The following is a 16648-nucleotide window of genomic DNA, read 5'->3' on the forward strand; positions in this document are numbered from 1 at the left end:
AACAATCGCAACAGAAATGACCTCCTATATTTTGACTATTTCTCGAAAAGCTATACTGCCGTAGTGGATGTAAAACTAAAATAAGGGAGAGCCCTAACGTAGAGACACTAAGGATTTAAACAAGCTAAGATCAGCTCCTTGAGGGTATTTGGGGTCTACATTAACTAACCGCTGTGTGTTCATGTCAAGATATGAGCGATTGATATCTTCTATAATCTCGTCAAGAGTTGCAGTAAGGTCTCGCCCAGTATTACGTTTATAAGGGATATTTTTAATATATGGAAAATTAGTTCCTGCACTCGTTGGATCTAAAATACAAAATTGTACTGCGTGAGGTAACATGGAACATGGTCGGCAAATAAAAGAATGAATGTGTTTTTTAAGTTTTATTAACAATGATTTTTAGAACTTAAAATTCAATTATGTTAATCTCCCTTTTTTAACAAGGATTTACAATTAAAGTTGAAAAGATACGATTTTGGCTATTATTATTTACTGTTCTGAACTTGTGATGTTAATGCATATAATTAATCTGTGTATTTAAGCGGTAATGATATTATAGAGCACGTATAGTCGCCCATATGTGAAGATAACTAATCATCTTTAGTCTCATCACTCTCTTTAATATTTTTGTTCGAATCATCCATTGATGGTTTCATATTACGTATTTTATCCCAGAATGAAAGTTCTTCAGTAGATTTTTCTACTACCTTACCGGGTGTTGATATAATTACTTCATCAGTATTGTTGGCTGTTTTTTCGTGTATTTCCTGCGATTTATCTTCAAAAGTTTCGACAGCTTCTTGTGCTTTATCTATGGTTTTATTTACACTTCCAGCTAAGGCTGAGCTATTTTCATTTTTTACAACCATAGTGTCGCTTTGGCTCATGAAGTTTTTAAATACTTGTAGTTGTGTTACGTACTTTCCAACAGCACTGTTCGGATCGAAGAACTTACCTTGTTCAATAATTCTTTCTAGCTTACCACCAAACTGTTTCACAACAGGTGACTGAGCAGATAGGTTCTCTGATAATGGGGCATTCATGTCAAGTCCGCCTAAACGACTAGGTTGTTTATTTTTATTGCCAGCACCAACTAATGACTTAAGCATTCCAATTATCTTGTTTGCTTTTATCTTTTCGGCATGACCATATTGCGCCATTTCATCTCTAATATCAGAGGTCATATCATCAACAATATCATCTAACGCTGACACACCTTCGTGTGATGCTTTATAAGCGGCATCTGCGAACAATAATGAATTATTCGCCTTCGATTCTGTATCTACAGTTTTGTCCCAGAACACAGAGTCAGTTATCCAAGCGAGGCCGCTTGATTTCTTGCCTGTAACAACTTTCATCATACCCGCCTGTACTTTTTTCTGGCATAAACTATCGACAAAACCACCAACAACTGCGTCGGGATTTACTTTGCTTCCCTTTGTATGGTCTAGCTTTTCTTTTACATAACCTGAGCCAGCTCCTCGTAACACAGCTAAAGGTGTTTTATTTATAAAATAAGAAGTAAATTTAGGAGCGTAGTATTCTTTCCAGTCTTTAGTTTGTGGACCATTTGGCTTAAGGGTTTCTGGGTCTATACCATTTGCTCTGTCGGTATATTCATTCCACCCTTCATTAATAAATTTAGCTGAATCTATGTTGCCATTCGTTTTAGATCGGTTGTACACATTTTCAATTGTTCCAAGCTTTTTATTGTATGATTTCATTAAATCCAATGCGCAATGGGCATCGTACAAGGTGCCTATTAGTGACATTTCCTGATGAGTTTCACCGCCAGTTGCAGCAGACATACCATAGCGCATAATTTGAAATGCACTTGTATAAAGCATTAACTGGCTACCCAAACAGGATATTGCACGACCATTCGTTGAAACATCACCACACGCTGTGGCTAGACTTTTGAACATTGATTCAGGAACTTGACTTTGAGAAGTAGCATTCGCGACGGTAATACCACATAAAGTAATAGAACAAGCCAAGCCCGTACCAATAATTAGACTCTTAATTGTCGAATGCATCGTTAATTCCTTTATGTTTTATCTTCGGTTGCAGGGGCTGCTTGCTGGTTATTCATTTTTTCCATAATGAACGAAGTTTATTACCCATTTTGTTTTTGGATACCTGCAAAAAATCCCCCATTTCAGACTTTGCCTCGCGGGCAATAAAACGGGTGAACTTACCTTTGTCATAGTCACCACGTATTTGGTCATCCATAAACTGTTTAGATAGCTCTTTCGCTACAGCCAAGAACAAAATGTCACGGTTACTTCTACCTGAATATTTTGAGCTAACGTGTGGAATGGTAATATTATCTATAGTAAACGTGCCAATTCCTCCGTATTGAAAATCATTTAATTCAACAGTTACATCTCGCATTTCGATGGTGTAAACATCCCAATCTACAGATGGTTTGTTTTCAGCTTTGCGTGTATTGATGTAATTACGCAGATTTTTTTGAATATCATGAATATTCGAATCACCCTCGCCAGCATAATCAAAAACTAATGAAACGCCTTGAGCTTTAATACTTTTTACTTGGAAGTTACGTAGCAAAGCATTGGTGTAATCTACATCTAACGTCAACCTTTCGGCTGTAAAGTTAAATTCACCTGCACTGGCTTCAAAACTCTTAAGCGTTGCGTCTTTAAATACAATTTTGTCACCAGAAAAACTGGCTTGCATTTCACTATAATCTAGTTGCTGCGCTACCGCTTTATTAAGTTGCGTTGTAATAGCATACTCTGTTTTATATTGAATAAAAAATAAGGTAATCAGGACAATACCAACAATACTTACACTTAATTTAATAAAGCTCTTTTTCATTATTAAATACCGCTTGAAGAAGCTGCTTGTTTTGCCTTTTTCATTTTGTCGTAGTCTTTAAAAAATCCCGGGGAATATTGTAATAACCGTACTTCTTGCAAATCAATATTGGCCGTTTTTATACTTGATAGGATTCGATTAACATTATATGGGTTACAAGTGACCTCTTCACTTTTATCCATTGTTTGGAATCTCTCTGTATAAACTGAAGAATTTCGTGCTTGCAGAGAAATATGTGTCGATTCTAATTCTACGGTTGTAATATCTTGTTCTGTTGTTTTCCCACCCAAGGCAGTAAACAATTCCAAGTGTGTTAAATGGCTTAACGTAGATTCGCATAACCTCTTTTTGTTAGCGTTTGTTCCTAAATAAGACATACCGCGTTTTTCTAACATACCTTGACTATACAAATTTTCTATCGCCTTATTATGCCATTCAAGCGCATAAATCATTGGCACAATTTCACTGGCTGTTTTGGGCGCACTGACAAAACTATTAAAAATAACATTGGCTGTTTTTGCATCGTTTTGAATAAGTGACATATGCAAGGCATATGACAAGTCTTCATAAGGCATCTCAATTTTACGGGGTAATTGACCTTTGAAAATTTGTTGCGGAATACACTCGTCATTATACACCACAATATTATCTCCCAATGCCTTGCGCGTAGGAGGTGTAAGCATTAAAAATGTCGTGGGTGTTAACTTCATTGGTTTGTATGAAGTACCATCGGTTGCTTGTTCTAATATGGTTTTAATGGTGAACATACGAGGATCATCCATGCAAATTTTAGCATAGACACTATTTGACAGCATTAAAGATAGGGTTATCAGTATCATTTTTTTAAACATGTTTATTCCTTAAGATTGGCATTCTGCTGAGTAGATTTTTAGTCCGCGAGATACGTTAAAGTGCGGTACGTCTGGGTTATCGATAGGTTTTTCTTGATAAAGACTGACAGCGCCTTTTTCGATTTTGCCTTTGGTTGTCCACTTACCTTTATGTTTTATGTTATGAACGTTATAGAAGGACTTAATGGCTGCATCGGTTAATTCTGGCCACACCATTAACTCTTTTGATGGCTCGGCTGAGGTTTCTTCACACTCGCCGCTGTTTGAAAAAAACTTAACAGGGTAATGATGAAGGTTTTTATGGATGCTGTATAACAAGTTATAACTGTCAGCACTGTATTCTTTTGGTTCTATATTCCCTGAAAGCACATGGTCAATTTTTGCTAATGTATCAAAATCAAAGCCAAGCATATCCATGTGGGCTTTATCGGTGACAAAGAAAGACCAAAACCACCGAGGATCCATACCAGCAACGACAAAGGTATTGGTTAATTGCGTAATTCGCTCTATGTCGCCATAGTTAGCTAAATCATCATGTAAAATAGTCAACGCTTCTTCAAAAGGGATAACCGGCACACCAATTAAGGCAGTTTCTGTCGCATAAACTGGCCTACATTCCATGCTTGCAACAATAACATTATTGGTTATCAAAGCGCGGGTGTTTGGCCCCATGTTTTGTAACGTACGATAGGTCACCATGATAGGGTCCATCGGTTTATTATTTGCTAGCGCTTTGAGTGTCGCGTCCAAGTCTTCGGTTAAGCGAGGATCATCTTGGTATTCACAACCAAAAATAGCCGCTTCACTTGAAACAAATGAATCCCAAGCACTTTTCTGAAATGTTGTTAAAGCACCCCGCTCAAAGCTAGCATTAGTGCTAGCACTGAAACTTGATGCAGAAACCGACAATAATGTTGCGGCAAATATCATGCGTTTTATCATTGCAATAACTGTCCTTTTATTAAATTACCGCTCATCAAAAACGGTATTTTGTTGTGTTTTTTAAGCGTTCTATCAACGCTATCGTTGTATAAGTATGTGTCTACAAGCAGAGCATCTAAGAAAGGGTGGTGCTCTATCAGAGTATTTAAATCGCTAATATCAACTCGGTTAAGTGTTGGTTTTCCACCTTTTTCAGCGTGTTTTAATCGTCCCCATTCAGCCCTCGTCATCCAAAGGTGATTTTTTGCTTTTAAAGCTGTTGGTGAATCACTAAATAAAGGCATTTCAAATGCTGTCATGTATTGTGAGCTGAGTTTGTTAAAGCACCCCAGAACGCTAATTGACGGTGTAGAGAAAATAATGTTGTTATTGCCAATTTGGTTCGTTACATCTTCAATTAGCGACACATAACGATTACAGAATACTTCACCAGCGATGTCTTCTTGCAAGCTCACTATTAATGGCGCGGTGCGATTCTGCTTAATATTGCGCAAATAACTTGCAAGCGAAGGTAATCGCTCTAACATGCCATTTCCTGCTTTACATGTACCATGAAAACCAGCACGCCACTGTGATACGGTGATGTTGCGCAAGGTGTCATACTCTCGTCTGCCCGGTATGCAAATATCATCATTAAAATTAGGTTTGTCGTATATAACCCATTTTTCATCACTTGGTACACCGATAGGTGAAATATCAAACATGACACCTTGCATGTTCTCAAAAGCATTTTTTACAAGTTGTTTAGAATAGGCATGGGCTTTTCCATCTGATTCAGATTGACGACTAAAGGTGATTTCAGCTAGTGGAGTTTCAGGCGCTACTATTTCTGAGGATCTTTCAGTATCGTTAGGTAATTCTTGCTGATCAATTGCACTATTTTCTTTTTCATTAGTTTCAAACGTTTCTTCGGAAGATAAAAAGTCCTCCTCCTCATCATTTTCAACTACAACTGACTTGCCATGAATAGGAGGCTCGTATAAATACGCTTTTAATGTTTCTTCTACTTCGGCTTGTTTAACTAAACCTGTAATAGCATGACCAATCGGATATACCATAGGTTGTGTATCAACAACCCAAGCACTTAGTTTTCCTAATGCTGCATGGTAGTCATTGCTTAACTGAGCATCAAAGTATTTAAAGGCTTTACTTTTTACGGTTTCTGATGGAAATGTGAACGGGATGACTACAAATATTACCACCATTAATGTTGTAGCACTTAGTTGAGCATAGATAGGCTTTCGAATTTTCGTGGACATTAATACACGAATTAATGCCATTAAGTTAAGCAGACCAAAAAATAAAGAAAAGCCCATAGCTAATGGCGGTACGACAATACTTCGATAGTAAGATTTACCTCGCTCTTCTAGTTGTTCTCCATCACCAAAATATTGCCCGTCTTTTTCAAGCTCTTGTTTTTGCTCTAAATAAACCTCTATATACTTAGGTTTATGGATTATTTGTAAAAACACTTCAGGGGATAAATCAAGCGGGATATTCATTGATTTATTCCATTGGAGCTGCTCTTTCAAAGGTGACTGGATCACCGAATGATTAACAAATTGCTTTTGCGTTAATGTTGGTGGCAGGTACTTTCCAACATTAAAGGTAATAGACTCTCGGTATTGCTGTTCAATTTGAATTGAGCCTGCTTGCTCTATAGCTTCAATTAATGTATCTTTTTCACGTAAGGTCCAAGTTAACGGTAATTGAACACCTTCTTTTGATATTTCATTTCTAACGGCGTCTGCAACTTTTATATTATCCAAAAATGATAAAGTTTCACCACCAGACATAAGTGCCATCATTTTATCTTCAATGTAGTCTCGGCTCATTGAGTGGCAATCAGTTACCGTTTTAACAACAGAGCGAGAGCGACCTCTGATTGTTTCAGTCATACGTTTCTTTTCAGGCGGATAACACCAATGATCCGGAGCGACATATCTACCTGCTTGCTTTAATACGGTATCGCGGTACGCTTGCTCTATCTTAATATGACACTTTTCATTCGTAACATAATGACCTGTGCATTTTTTGTCAGCTTTATCTTTCGCTTCAAAATAATCACTTACCGCTCGTTTTATTTCGAGTGACTTGCGAATACGTTCTTGCTTACTTAATTTTGCCTGTTTACTGGTAAATTCATTTGCCGCCGCTAAGTAGATCTCATCTGTTTTGTAAATAGCATTAATGTGCACTTTTTTCTTGGCACTATTGTACTCATTAACTCCAGCAGCGTAATCTGCCCAACCCTTAATAACGTTTTCCTGATACTCTTTATAACCGTCATAAGCTTTAGGAAATGTTTTTCTCGCATCTAACTCTGAAACTTGATCAATAATGTTATGAACACTGGATTTTAAGTGGGAGATAAAGCTTTCGGAATTAAAAACCATTGCGCCAACAATTGATAACATGGCCTTTGTTGCAGGCGTATCGACTTGATCGGCTGGCACTTCCATATCATCTATTTGGATAGTGTTTGTGCTAATACCTTTTTTAAGCAGTGCAATGTGCATTGCATCAACGCGATCGCTTTCGGATGAATTGTTAACTAAGGTATCGATCAAAACCTTTTGACCAAAAAACATTAATGTAAATCCGAAAAAGCTTAACAATAATACCTTTTGAGTGAATGCTTTGGTTTTTCCTGGTGTAATTAAGCGTAACAAAAGTAATGTAATACCTATACCGGATAAAATGCGACCTTGGTATTCTAGAGCTTCAAGCATTAATGCATCAAAACTGCCTGAGGCACCGTCGACTATTCGACTGTTAAATGCTAGTTCAAATAGCAGGTAGCAAAACGATAATACGAGTAATAATACAGCCCACAGATTAGCTTTTGAAAAACCCTCTTTTTTAAACATTAATCATCACTACTCGTTTTGATAATAATTGGATTATTACTACCGCTAATTGGTGGAGGCGTAGCAAATGTTTTGATTGGTAATACTTTGCTTTTCTCAACCGCAGAAGATTGAGTTACAACACTTTCAGTTCGTCCCCCAGCTATTTCGGCAACAGAACCATCTTTTTTGATATATAAGCCAGCCGGTATCATTGCCAACTGTTGTGCTTCATTTCTTACTGCATCAACCGGCAACTCAACACCATCAACAATAAATGTTGAACTTACTTCTATTTCCTTAAATTCTTTATAAGGGATACAAGTAGCAGGTGATTTTTTACATAAAATTAAGGCTGCTGCTTTTTCAGTTTTAACATAATCAATGGCATTAGCCGATTGAACCAATAAGCACAGCAACAATGCCAATATTACTTTTGAAACTGTATTCATTCTAAACCCTTTTAAATTATTTTTATTCCACTTCATATTTAATTTCTACGCGACGATTTCGTGAATCGTCGGCAGCCATGCCTGTTAAATGCTCATCAGAGCCAAAACCAAAAACCTGTATTCTTTCAGATTCAATAGGGTACTTGGCAATCAAATACTCTTTTATTGAATTTGCCCTTCGCTCTGATAGGAAGTAGTTCCACTCTTTACCTCTAAAGCAACGTTTAAAAACCTGACCAATAGGAGCTATACTTTTAACGCGAGAGCTTTTAACGTCACCATGTTCATCTAGGTTTAAACATTCTTGCCCTTTAGTCTTAGCTTCACCTGAGGTATGCCCAATCAGTGTTACCTTCGCGCCATTGATGGCTGTTTCTCGCCCCATCATATTTAAAATATCAACATTTTCGGGACGAATGTACCACTGGTTTCCATCAAACATTAGCGGCAAGTTCATACTGTAATCTTCTTTGTAAAGGGACTTAACAGCAGATAACTGCTTTTTCATTTGAGCATTTACTTGTGATAATACATTTGTACTATCGGATGACGAAGCAGCTTTAGCTTGGGCAAGTTGAGCCGCTAAAGCCTCAATCTGTGCATCTTTAGAAGAAATTGTTTGCTTTAACCCTGCTATATCTACTTTGTCGCTTGGTGCCTCAATAGTAGATGTAAATGAAATTTTCGGTAGCAACATAAAGGTTAATATCATGAAGGCCATCATGGCTGACGCGAATAAATCGATTAGTGCAACTGAGAATATTGAATATTCTGATTTCATTATTGGCGCTCTGCAAGGACTTGTTTGTGTTTGAACACCAATAGACTTAATACCCCGACACAAATAGCATTCATAATTAGGCCAAGTATTGTGGTATAGAAAGCAGTACCTAAATTGGTCATAACTTCTTGTAGTAACCCATCATTAATAGCAGAATTTAAATCTTCTGTATCAGCTAAAGAAGACAATGCAAATGACATACCTACTACAGTTCCTAAAAAACCGAGTGTGGGTATTAACCAAATAAGATATCGAACTGGCTCTAGACGACCCTCTATATGATTGTCAAGCGAATGAATTTCTTTGTCTTTATCAAGTGAGGCTAACTTTGATTCAGCAAACAGCATCATAATAGTGATACAAAAAACAACCCACATTAAGTTCTGAATAGTTAAGGGCCAAAGAAAAACTTCATTATCTCCAACAAGAAATGCTCGTAATGTGCCATCACTTAATGTCGTATGTAAGAACAATAGAATGACACAACCGGCTAGCACACCAATACCTGTATGTATCGTCCAGATGTGTTTTATCTTAAGATGTTTAACTGACCACTGGAGAAGTGCAAATAAAACAAATGAGCCAAAAACAACCAAACCCAATTCGATATAACTTTTGTCTAACATACTATATCCTGCAGTGTGTTAACGCTAATAGCCAAGTTTATAGGTACATAACATGAGTTTGGTAACTGCACCTTAGGAAACTTATTAAACCTGATCTTAGAATTTGACTCTGTAAATCAAGAAGAACAACGTTAAATGTTTTGTAAAAAAATTTATACCAAGTAAAAAACTAGGTTTATATCCAAAAAATATAGATAGTTTAATTTATTAAATACATAAAGCAGGTTGGTTGACATTAGATTTGTCGTGCGTCCATTCTCGTTGAGCTTTCCCTAAAGAAGATGATTTACATCTTATACTGGAATTGAGAGCAACCCCGCTAGCATAGATTTAAAATCTTTAGCTCGGAAGTTTTGCGACATTGCCTTTTCAAACAACTTGCCTTTGTTAAGATAAATGTAACTGATTATTTCAGCAAAGTAAACTCTTTATATTTCAATTAGTAAGAGCGAATAACTTACCTTTGTTGTATTTCATAAATTTAAACACCATGATTATCAGCCAATACTCTGTAATTGATAGAATGGTTAAGCTTTTCTAAGGGTAACCTAACTGGAATTGACTTAACTGATTAAGCTGAAAGCCTTTTACAGTAAAGTCACACATGAAATTAGGCTACTCTACCCAATTGTATTGCTATTTCAAAACTTGATGAAGTCATAAGCTCAGCTCCCTGTAGATAGGACGGAAATTTTTGTTAACTATGATGACTTTTTGGGTTTAGTCCGCTGTGATTAATGTTAGTTGAGTGATAATTGCTCAAATCAAACTACTATGACCCAAAAATATCAGCCGAAAACACTTAGGGTTAACTTAACAAGTTAGCCCCATTGTCCAACCCAAATCAGCATCTGCATGATGTGTAAGTTTATTTTGCCAGCGGATAAAGTATTAGACCTTTATCACCAAAATCCACTTCTATATCACTACACACAAAAGTTAAATAATTAGAGAGCGAAAAAAGCCCTCTCTACCAAATAATTGAATGAATTTATTCAGGTACCATCTTTGTATATTTTTATATTACGAAGAGTTTCATTCATGTTAACAAAAACACAGACTAGTTCTATTAATAGTACCAATAAAAGCAATGTGATCGTGCCACCTGCGGGATCGGAAAAACACATTCATCTATATAATAAGCAGGTTCAAGGTTTTAAAGCACTATGGTCTAGAGGAATAATATAAATGGCATCGTTTCTTAAGAGCAAAAAAAAGATAAAGTTAGTCACTATCCACCGCGAGGCACAAGAAGTTTTATCTCTTATTGATAATTTAATTTTAACCGTCCCAACAGGAAAACTATCAAAATCAACTCTTGAACTAATAGAAAAAACGATCAAATTGGAAGGGGTTTTAAATGAAGAAACAGGTGAGCTACAAGTTTTTTCACCTTTGTTTGATCTAGGATTAACATCGAAAACACTTAAACAAATGCTAAACAAAAATACGATTATACATCGACAAGAAGTTGTTGATGATAAGTTAATTGAATCCCTAATTTGGGTGCAGTTTTTTAAACATATTTCAACATCAATTAGGTTTATTGACGATATTGCTCTCATACAGCCGCAGTTAAAACAGTTATTACCAAATAATATGTGTCAAAAATTATTTAATAAAAACTTCCTAACTCAGCATGACTTTTCATATTTTATCAACGAGGATCGAAGTCTGTTGGCTCATGCGATATCAAATATACCCGCCAAGGAAAAAATAGTTAAGTCCACTTCTTCAACATTTAAACCATCAATAGAAGTAGAGTTGAGTATGGGTGTAAGTAATGACTAGCAAAAAACAGCCAGAATTTAGTTTTAATTTTATAACTGAGATACTTCCAAAATATTTAAATGCTGATGAAAAGTCAGTTTTAGCGTTGCATGTAGAGTCTCTATTATTAGCGGTAACGCCAAAACTAGCACAAATATTCTCAACTGAAATAGCTTCAATTAAGCATGAAATATTACCATATATCGTAAATCGAAAGTTATACATTGGCGAAGATAACGAACCAGAAAATTTAAATGCTTTGGCACTTAATATAATAGAAGAAATTAACACAGATTTAAGAAAAAAAGGCATGCTCATAAAATATCATGCCTGCGCTTTTATCTCATCTACCTTAAAGTCACGGACATACAATACGGAAAAATATAATCAATATAAATTGTTAGTGCTTCTTTGTGTTACACGATTAGCAAAAATGGGAAAACATAACTCTGCGATTCATTCAATTTTAAGTGAAATCAGACAGTTGAGTCTCGGCAAAAGAGATGAGTTGCTTCCGCATTTACCAGATCCCTGTGTCAATGAACTTAAAATACTCATCAATAAACTTAATGAGGGAAGACGGAACGAAGATGTTATTAAGAGTATTAGGTCTTTTTTATCTTATTATTTTGTCTCGTTTAATGATGCTTATGAACTTAACCGCGGAAAGGAATATAAAAGAAGAGACGCTGAGCGCACTGTAACTACTATAGTTTTATCAGCTAAAGAAAGAGAAGATGAAGATGATGAAGGCTACGTTGTCCATCGTTTAAAAAGTGAGATTAAAGAAAACAGTAAACTCAGGGGATATTGGAATACCGAAGAAGAAAATAATATAGCTGAAAAAGTCCAAGCATCTATCATTATAAAAAAATCCTCGTCTGAACCGACAGAACAAGCTCGTAGAGCGATGAAAGCAAAAAATATAGTAGATAGGCTCAGCATGAGAAATCAATCGCTTTCTTGTGATTACAAAATACTAAGCGCGCATGAGGTTACCATATTACTAATATGTGTTTTAGATGATTTAACCAACAAAAGTTATGATTTTAATACTGCGAAAACTTTGATTTTTTGTGTTTTATTTGGTCGATCGGTAACCGAAATAGAAGAAATGCAAGAGCAACGAAAAACACGTTTCTTATATGATAAAAAAACAGAGTGCTGGAAGATAAAGATAAAACATACAGTCAGCACCTTTAAGCAAGAAAAAGCTGTAGAGCATTTAATTACAGCGGTAAGTGATCATGTTGAGTATTATTTACCAGAACAACTATCTTCCTTATTAACAAAAATATTATCTATTGCCACTACAGAAGAGGTACAAAAATATTTAACAGCTGTAAATAAAAAGTTTAACACTCGTTTAAGTATTTCGCGTTTAGCTTGTTACTTTATCGATTTTTGTAAAGATAAAAATATTGATCCTGTCCTTATTGAGATTATTAGCCATACAACTAGCCGTCAAGATAGTGCTATTCCATATGTTCATATAACGCAGAAACAAATAAACACAACCTTGAATTTATTTGTTGGCCATTTAAACAAACTTCTACCAGCAAAGCATCTCGACTTATTAGTACCTAATACTACGTTAAACCTAAATAAAGGTAATAGTATTGGCTCTCCGTTAATGCTTAAGAACAGTGAAATAATCAAAGTAAACCAGCAGCATATTTATCACCTTAAAGAACTTAAAAAATTAAGCTTATCGATGCATGTCGATGTAAAAGAGCTTCATAATGAATTGGTTTTTTATATTTATAAAATGCTAACAATGGCAAGCGGCTATAGAGCGGTAACAGGTACTGGTGGAAAGTTCAGTGATATTAATTTCATCTCAAATGAATATTGGATATCAGACAAAGAAAATAGAGATCGTGAATCGGCAAGAATTATTGTATTACCCAACATGGCAATACAACAGCTAGATGAATATCGAAATCACCTCGCTCAATTGAAATTCAAGGTCAAATATAGCGCGACTAATATAGCTGAGAGAATTGATGGTGTGCTAAATGATACATCACACTTTCTATTTTTAATTTCCAATGACAATAAAATTTTGGAAGTTTCCCCTAAAACTATAAAACCTTGCATGGATACACAATTTCCGGTGCAATTGAATTGGAATCGTCACTATATGCGAAGTACATTGATGAAATTCAATATTTCAGCACCTGTCATTTATCATTTTATGGGACATGATGATATTGGCTCTGAAGCAATGGGGAGATATTCAGGGCTAAGCTATTATGATTTTAAAGCATTATCCGTGGTAATTGATAGCATACTCGAAGAGTTAAATTTTGAGGTGGTGTCTGGTCTATGAATCCAATAATATTTCTGAAAAAGGAAGCTTTTACAAAATCGCTCTCAGAAGACTCTGTTGGTGTAGAACAACGCAAAGTAAATCGACAAAATCAAAATAAAAACGCTATCCGTAGGGGGATAAATCTTTTTGAAAAGCTATTTCCTAAAGCTTTCCTTCCTGAGCCATCATTAGATAATTTTATAACCCAATGGGAAAAATTTTATTTAGGCTTAATTAGTGACTTGCCAGGTAAGAAAGATCTCACCATTGCTCATAACAAAATCGCTAAAGCTGTCGATTTGGGTACAAAACAAGAACTCTGGTCGGTTTCAATACCAACGCATATTAATTTCTTACGTCGAGAAAAGCCCTTCAAAAATAAAACCTGGTTTATTAACGCTAAAATATTACAGATATTTGAGTCAAATTGGTTAATAAATATCAATAAGTCTAATGATTACACAGAACTGCTAACAAGATGTATTTATAGTGCCATGTTTCATTCGGGCTTAAATGACCCTCTTCACATAAATGCGTTATTGACCAGTCTTCAACAAAAGAAGCCTATACATCAGAAAGGAAATCACTACTGGATCAACCTAAATATCTCCCCTGAACATTATGTGAAAACACATAAAAACAATAAAATAAAATTTCCTTTTTCAACAAATAATAAAATAGATGGTAAAGAAATACTTACTACCCGTTTTTACCTAACAACTATTACGTTAGCCTTCATTTGTAACTTTTTGAATAACGCTAAAGTGTTTGATATTTTAGATAAAAGTGAATTTTGGAAGACTCTTTCAAATGATATTAAACTTAATAGCGGTGTACTTTTATCTGAAAGACAAATTTGTCAGGGCGCTGTTGCTATTAGTGAAACTAAACCAAACGTTCGTTGTCCCGAAGCTATTGTGGAATACATGACAAAAAGAAATATGTCTTATTCTTTACCTGATAGCAATTGGAATAAAATAGGTGAAAGTCACGATATTATTGAACTTGATTCGTTATCAAATTTTAAAAGTAGCTTAGGTGATAATGATGTAAAAGAAATACAAGCACAGCCGGTAAGATCTAAATTTGGCTTAATAGCCGATTTAAAGGGGGCATTAACTACACATAAGAATAAAAAGAAGCTAAGTCATCAACAAATAATAAGGAATATTACAGAATGCTTGGATATAGATGCGGTTAATATAGCCTTGCATGAAAAAATACTCGTTCATTGGCTGTTAACTTTTCTAAAAGCTAAAAAGTCACCAAACACCCCTGTACGCTATTTTTCAGCTATAGGTGCTTTATGGATAATACATGCAGAACAAGTTAGTGAAGAACAGCCTTATACTTTCTTTGAAAATTTATATTTAGGTATGTTGGAATTAGCTACATCAGAAAAAACCCGATCTTATAATAAAGGAAGGTTAATTGATTTACATCAGTTTGCAGTCATTCATTACAATTTTCCAAAGTTATTGACGCTATCAAAAAGTAATGATGTATCTGTTGCTCACGTTAAAGCATCATTTATACCAGAATCAATGTTTAAGTCTCTATTAGGCTCAATTAACCAATGCAAAACAGCAACTAACCAAGAAAGGTTACTGATATCGACCCTGCTTATTATAGCTTATAGAACGGGGCTTAGACTTGGAGAAGTTCTAAAATTAAAACGATCTGATTTTGAATACTCATCAGATGGCTGGCTATTTATCCGAGATAATGTTTTTGATAATAATAAGTCTGCCGCGGCAAGACGAAAAATACCACTAATTTCGTTACTTACACCAGATGAAGTAGCAATATTTAAAAATTACTTAATTACAAACAATATTATCGATTCATTAAAAAAAGGCTCTAATAGGTTATTATTTTCGTTTGCTATAAATGAAGCGTCACCGATTGATAAATTCATGGTTTCAAACTTAGTATCTCAAGTACTAAAACAAATATCTCAATTGACCTTATTTGTTTTTCATTGCTTAAGACATTCAGCACTTTCAAGATTACAGCTTTTAATTCATTATGATGAATTTAATGTCGGTGAAAAACTGAGCATATTCAAGAATGATATAATCCCCTATGATGATAAGCAAATAGCGTTAATTAGCTCAAAATTATTTGGCGAGAATAAGTTAAAAAAATATAACGCCATTGCTGCATTAGCTGGGCATAGCTCTACAAAGGTGACATTCAATAGCTACTTTCATTTTACTGATTTTATGACATATTGTGCTTTAAATATGAATGAACAAGAACTGCATATAGATCAAATAGTTAATATATCGGGCTTAAGTAAGCGTTCATTAATGCCATTAACTCAAAGTAATAAAACAATTAGAATTAACCAGATACAGGAACTATTAATTAAAAAAGTACATAAAAAGCCTTTTTGTTGTAATCAAAAAACTGTTATTAAAGAATCACCAACATTTATTAATTACACCAAATCTGACAGTCACAAAGCCAAACCTTTTGATCAAATTTTAAAACTATTAATTTTGGTTGAAAAAGGAAAAAGTACCGAGTATCTAAGGTGGTTATATTCAATAGAACAAAGCCAATTAAGGGACTGGATTGAAAAAGCAGAATTAATTAAGGCTATAGTAACCCCGAAGAATAAATCGCGTCATATTACTTCAAATAGACCTAATGCTTTATTAACACCACTGCCATCTGCGCAAGCTGATATTGATGAAATATCCTTATTTCGTAATAATTTAAGAGTTAAATTTAAAGAGTTGAAAGCAACAGAAAGAAAAAAAGTCGTGTTTGATATTTGTAGAGTGATATTTTGTCGCACAAATACAAGTAGTAGCTACATATTATTCAGGCATTATAAGTTATTAACATTATTCCTGACTTTTATGTCTTATTTCCCTAAAAATCGATGGTATGTGCGTATTAATGCGTCTAAAAAAGAAGATATTAAACTTTGGAAAAAAGCAGTAAAAGGCTGCAAGATGGAACTCAATACTGAATTTACTCAAGATAAACGGAATCCAAATGGACAAGTGAAATTACATTTATTAGCGAAGCAAGCACCACAAAAAGTAGCGCAAAATGAATGGAAAAAGTACTCAGTCAACACTATTAAATTTGTCATGCATATTATTGCTATCAGTGAATTAAGTACTGAAGAATTAGAGGCAATGATGATGTTATAGATTAAACTTCATCTATATGGTCTCTTAACGAAGCATCTTAAGCTATTAA

General features: G+C 34.9%; 11 protein-coding genes and 1 riboswitch. Of the genes, 3 read left to right on the forward strand and 8 right to left on the reverse strand.

The window, feature by feature from the left end:
* Nucleotides 1-593 precede the first annotated feature (593 nt).
* From GQS55_RS00350 to GQS55_RS00385, 8 genes are read right to left on the reverse strand one after another with little or no spacing between them, the layout of a single operon-like run.
* Nucleotides 594-2039, reverse strand: a complete 1446-nt coding sequence (locus tag GQS55_RS00350) for a hypothetical protein (RefSeq protein WP_159816866.1) — start codon at nucleotides 2037-2039, stop codon at nucleotides 594-596.
* A gap of 52 nt (nucleotides 2040-2091) precedes the next feature.
* Nucleotides 2092-2844: a hypothetical protein gene (locus GQS55_RS00355; protein WP_159816868.1), complete on the reverse strand. Its 753-nt coding sequence runs from the start codon at nucleotides 2842-2844 to the stop codon at nucleotides 2092-2094.
* A gap of 2 nt (nucleotides 2845-2846) precedes the next feature.
* Nucleotides 2847-3683, reverse strand: a complete 837-nt coding sequence (locus GQS55_RS00360) for a hypothetical protein (protein WP_159816870.1) — start codon at nucleotides 3681-3683, stop codon at nucleotides 2847-2849.
* A 21-nt stretch (nucleotides 3684-3704) separates the two neighbouring features.
* Nucleotides 3705-4637, reverse strand: coding sequence for a hypothetical protein (locus GQS55_RS00365; RefSeq protein ID WP_159816872.1), 933 nt, complete (start codon nucleotides 4635-4637; stop codon nucleotides 3705-3707).
* Nucleotides 4634-7507: a hypothetical protein gene (locus GQS55_RS00370; RefSeq protein ID WP_159816874.1), complete on the reverse strand. Its 2874-nt coding sequence runs from the start codon at nucleotides 7505-7507 to the stop codon at nucleotides 4634-4636. The genes GQS55_RS00365 and GQS55_RS00370 overlap by 4 nt, the downstream gene beginning before the upstream one ends.
* The gene (locus tag GQS55_RS00375; RefSeq protein WP_159816876.1) at nucleotides 7507-7938 is read right to left on the reverse strand and encodes a hypothetical protein; all 432 of its coding nucleotides are present in this window, start codon (nucleotides 7936-7938) and stop codon (nucleotides 7507-7509) included. Before GQS55_RS00375 ends, GQS55_RS00370 begins: the two co-directional genes overlap by 1 nt.
* Nucleotides 7939-7960: 22 nt before the next feature.
* Nucleotides 7961-8719: an OmpA family protein gene (locus tag GQS55_RS00380; protein ID WP_159816878.1), complete on the reverse strand. Its 759-nt coding sequence runs from the start codon at nucleotides 8717-8719 to the stop codon at nucleotides 7961-7963.
* Nucleotides 8719-9345: a MotA/TolQ/ExbB proton channel family protein gene (locus GQS55_RS00385; RefSeq protein ID WP_159816880.1), complete on the reverse strand. Its 627-nt coding sequence runs from the start codon at nucleotides 9343-9345 to the stop codon at nucleotides 8719-8721. Before GQS55_RS00385 ends, GQS55_RS00380 begins: the two co-directional genes overlap by 1 nt.
* A gap of 306 nt (nucleotides 9346-9651) precedes the next feature.
* A riboswitch (cyclic di-GMP riboswitch) is annotated at nucleotides 9652-9738 on the reverse strand.
* Nucleotides 9739-10533: 795 nt separating this feature from the next.
* Between GQS55_RS00385 and GQS55_RS00390 the strand changes: the two genes are divergently transcribed.
* Genes GQS55_RS00390 through GQS55_RS00400 form a run of 3 tightly spaced genes read left to right on the forward strand, consistent with a single transcriptional unit; the run spans nucleotide 10534 to nucleotide 16599 of the window.
* Nucleotides 10534-11136, forward strand: a complete 603-nt coding sequence (locus tag GQS55_RS00390; RefSeq protein WP_159816882.1) for a hypothetical protein — start codon at nucleotides 10534-10536, stop codon at nucleotides 11134-11136.
* Nucleotides 11129-13447 carry a hypothetical protein gene (locus GQS55_RS00395; protein WP_159816884.1) on the forward strand — a complete coding sequence of 773 codons (2319 nt, stop codon included), beginning with the start codon at nucleotides 11129-11131 and terminating at the stop codon, nucleotides 13445-13447. Before GQS55_RS00390 ends, GQS55_RS00395 begins: the two co-directional genes overlap by 8 nt.
* The gene (locus GQS55_RS00400; protein ID WP_159816886.1) at nucleotides 13444-16599 is read left to right on the forward strand and encodes a site-specific integrase; all 3156 of its coding nucleotides are present in this window, start codon (nucleotides 13444-13446) and stop codon (nucleotides 16597-16599) included. Before GQS55_RS00395 ends, GQS55_RS00400 begins: the two co-directional genes overlap by 4 nt.
* The last annotated feature ends 49 nt before the right edge of the window (nucleotides 16600-16648 follow it).

Origin of the sequence: Colwellia sp. 20A7, assembly GCF_009832865.1 — a bacterium.
In the GTDB taxonomy this organism is placed as follows: Bacteria; Pseudomonadota; Gammaproteobacteria; order Enterobacterales; family Alteromonadaceae; genus Colwellia.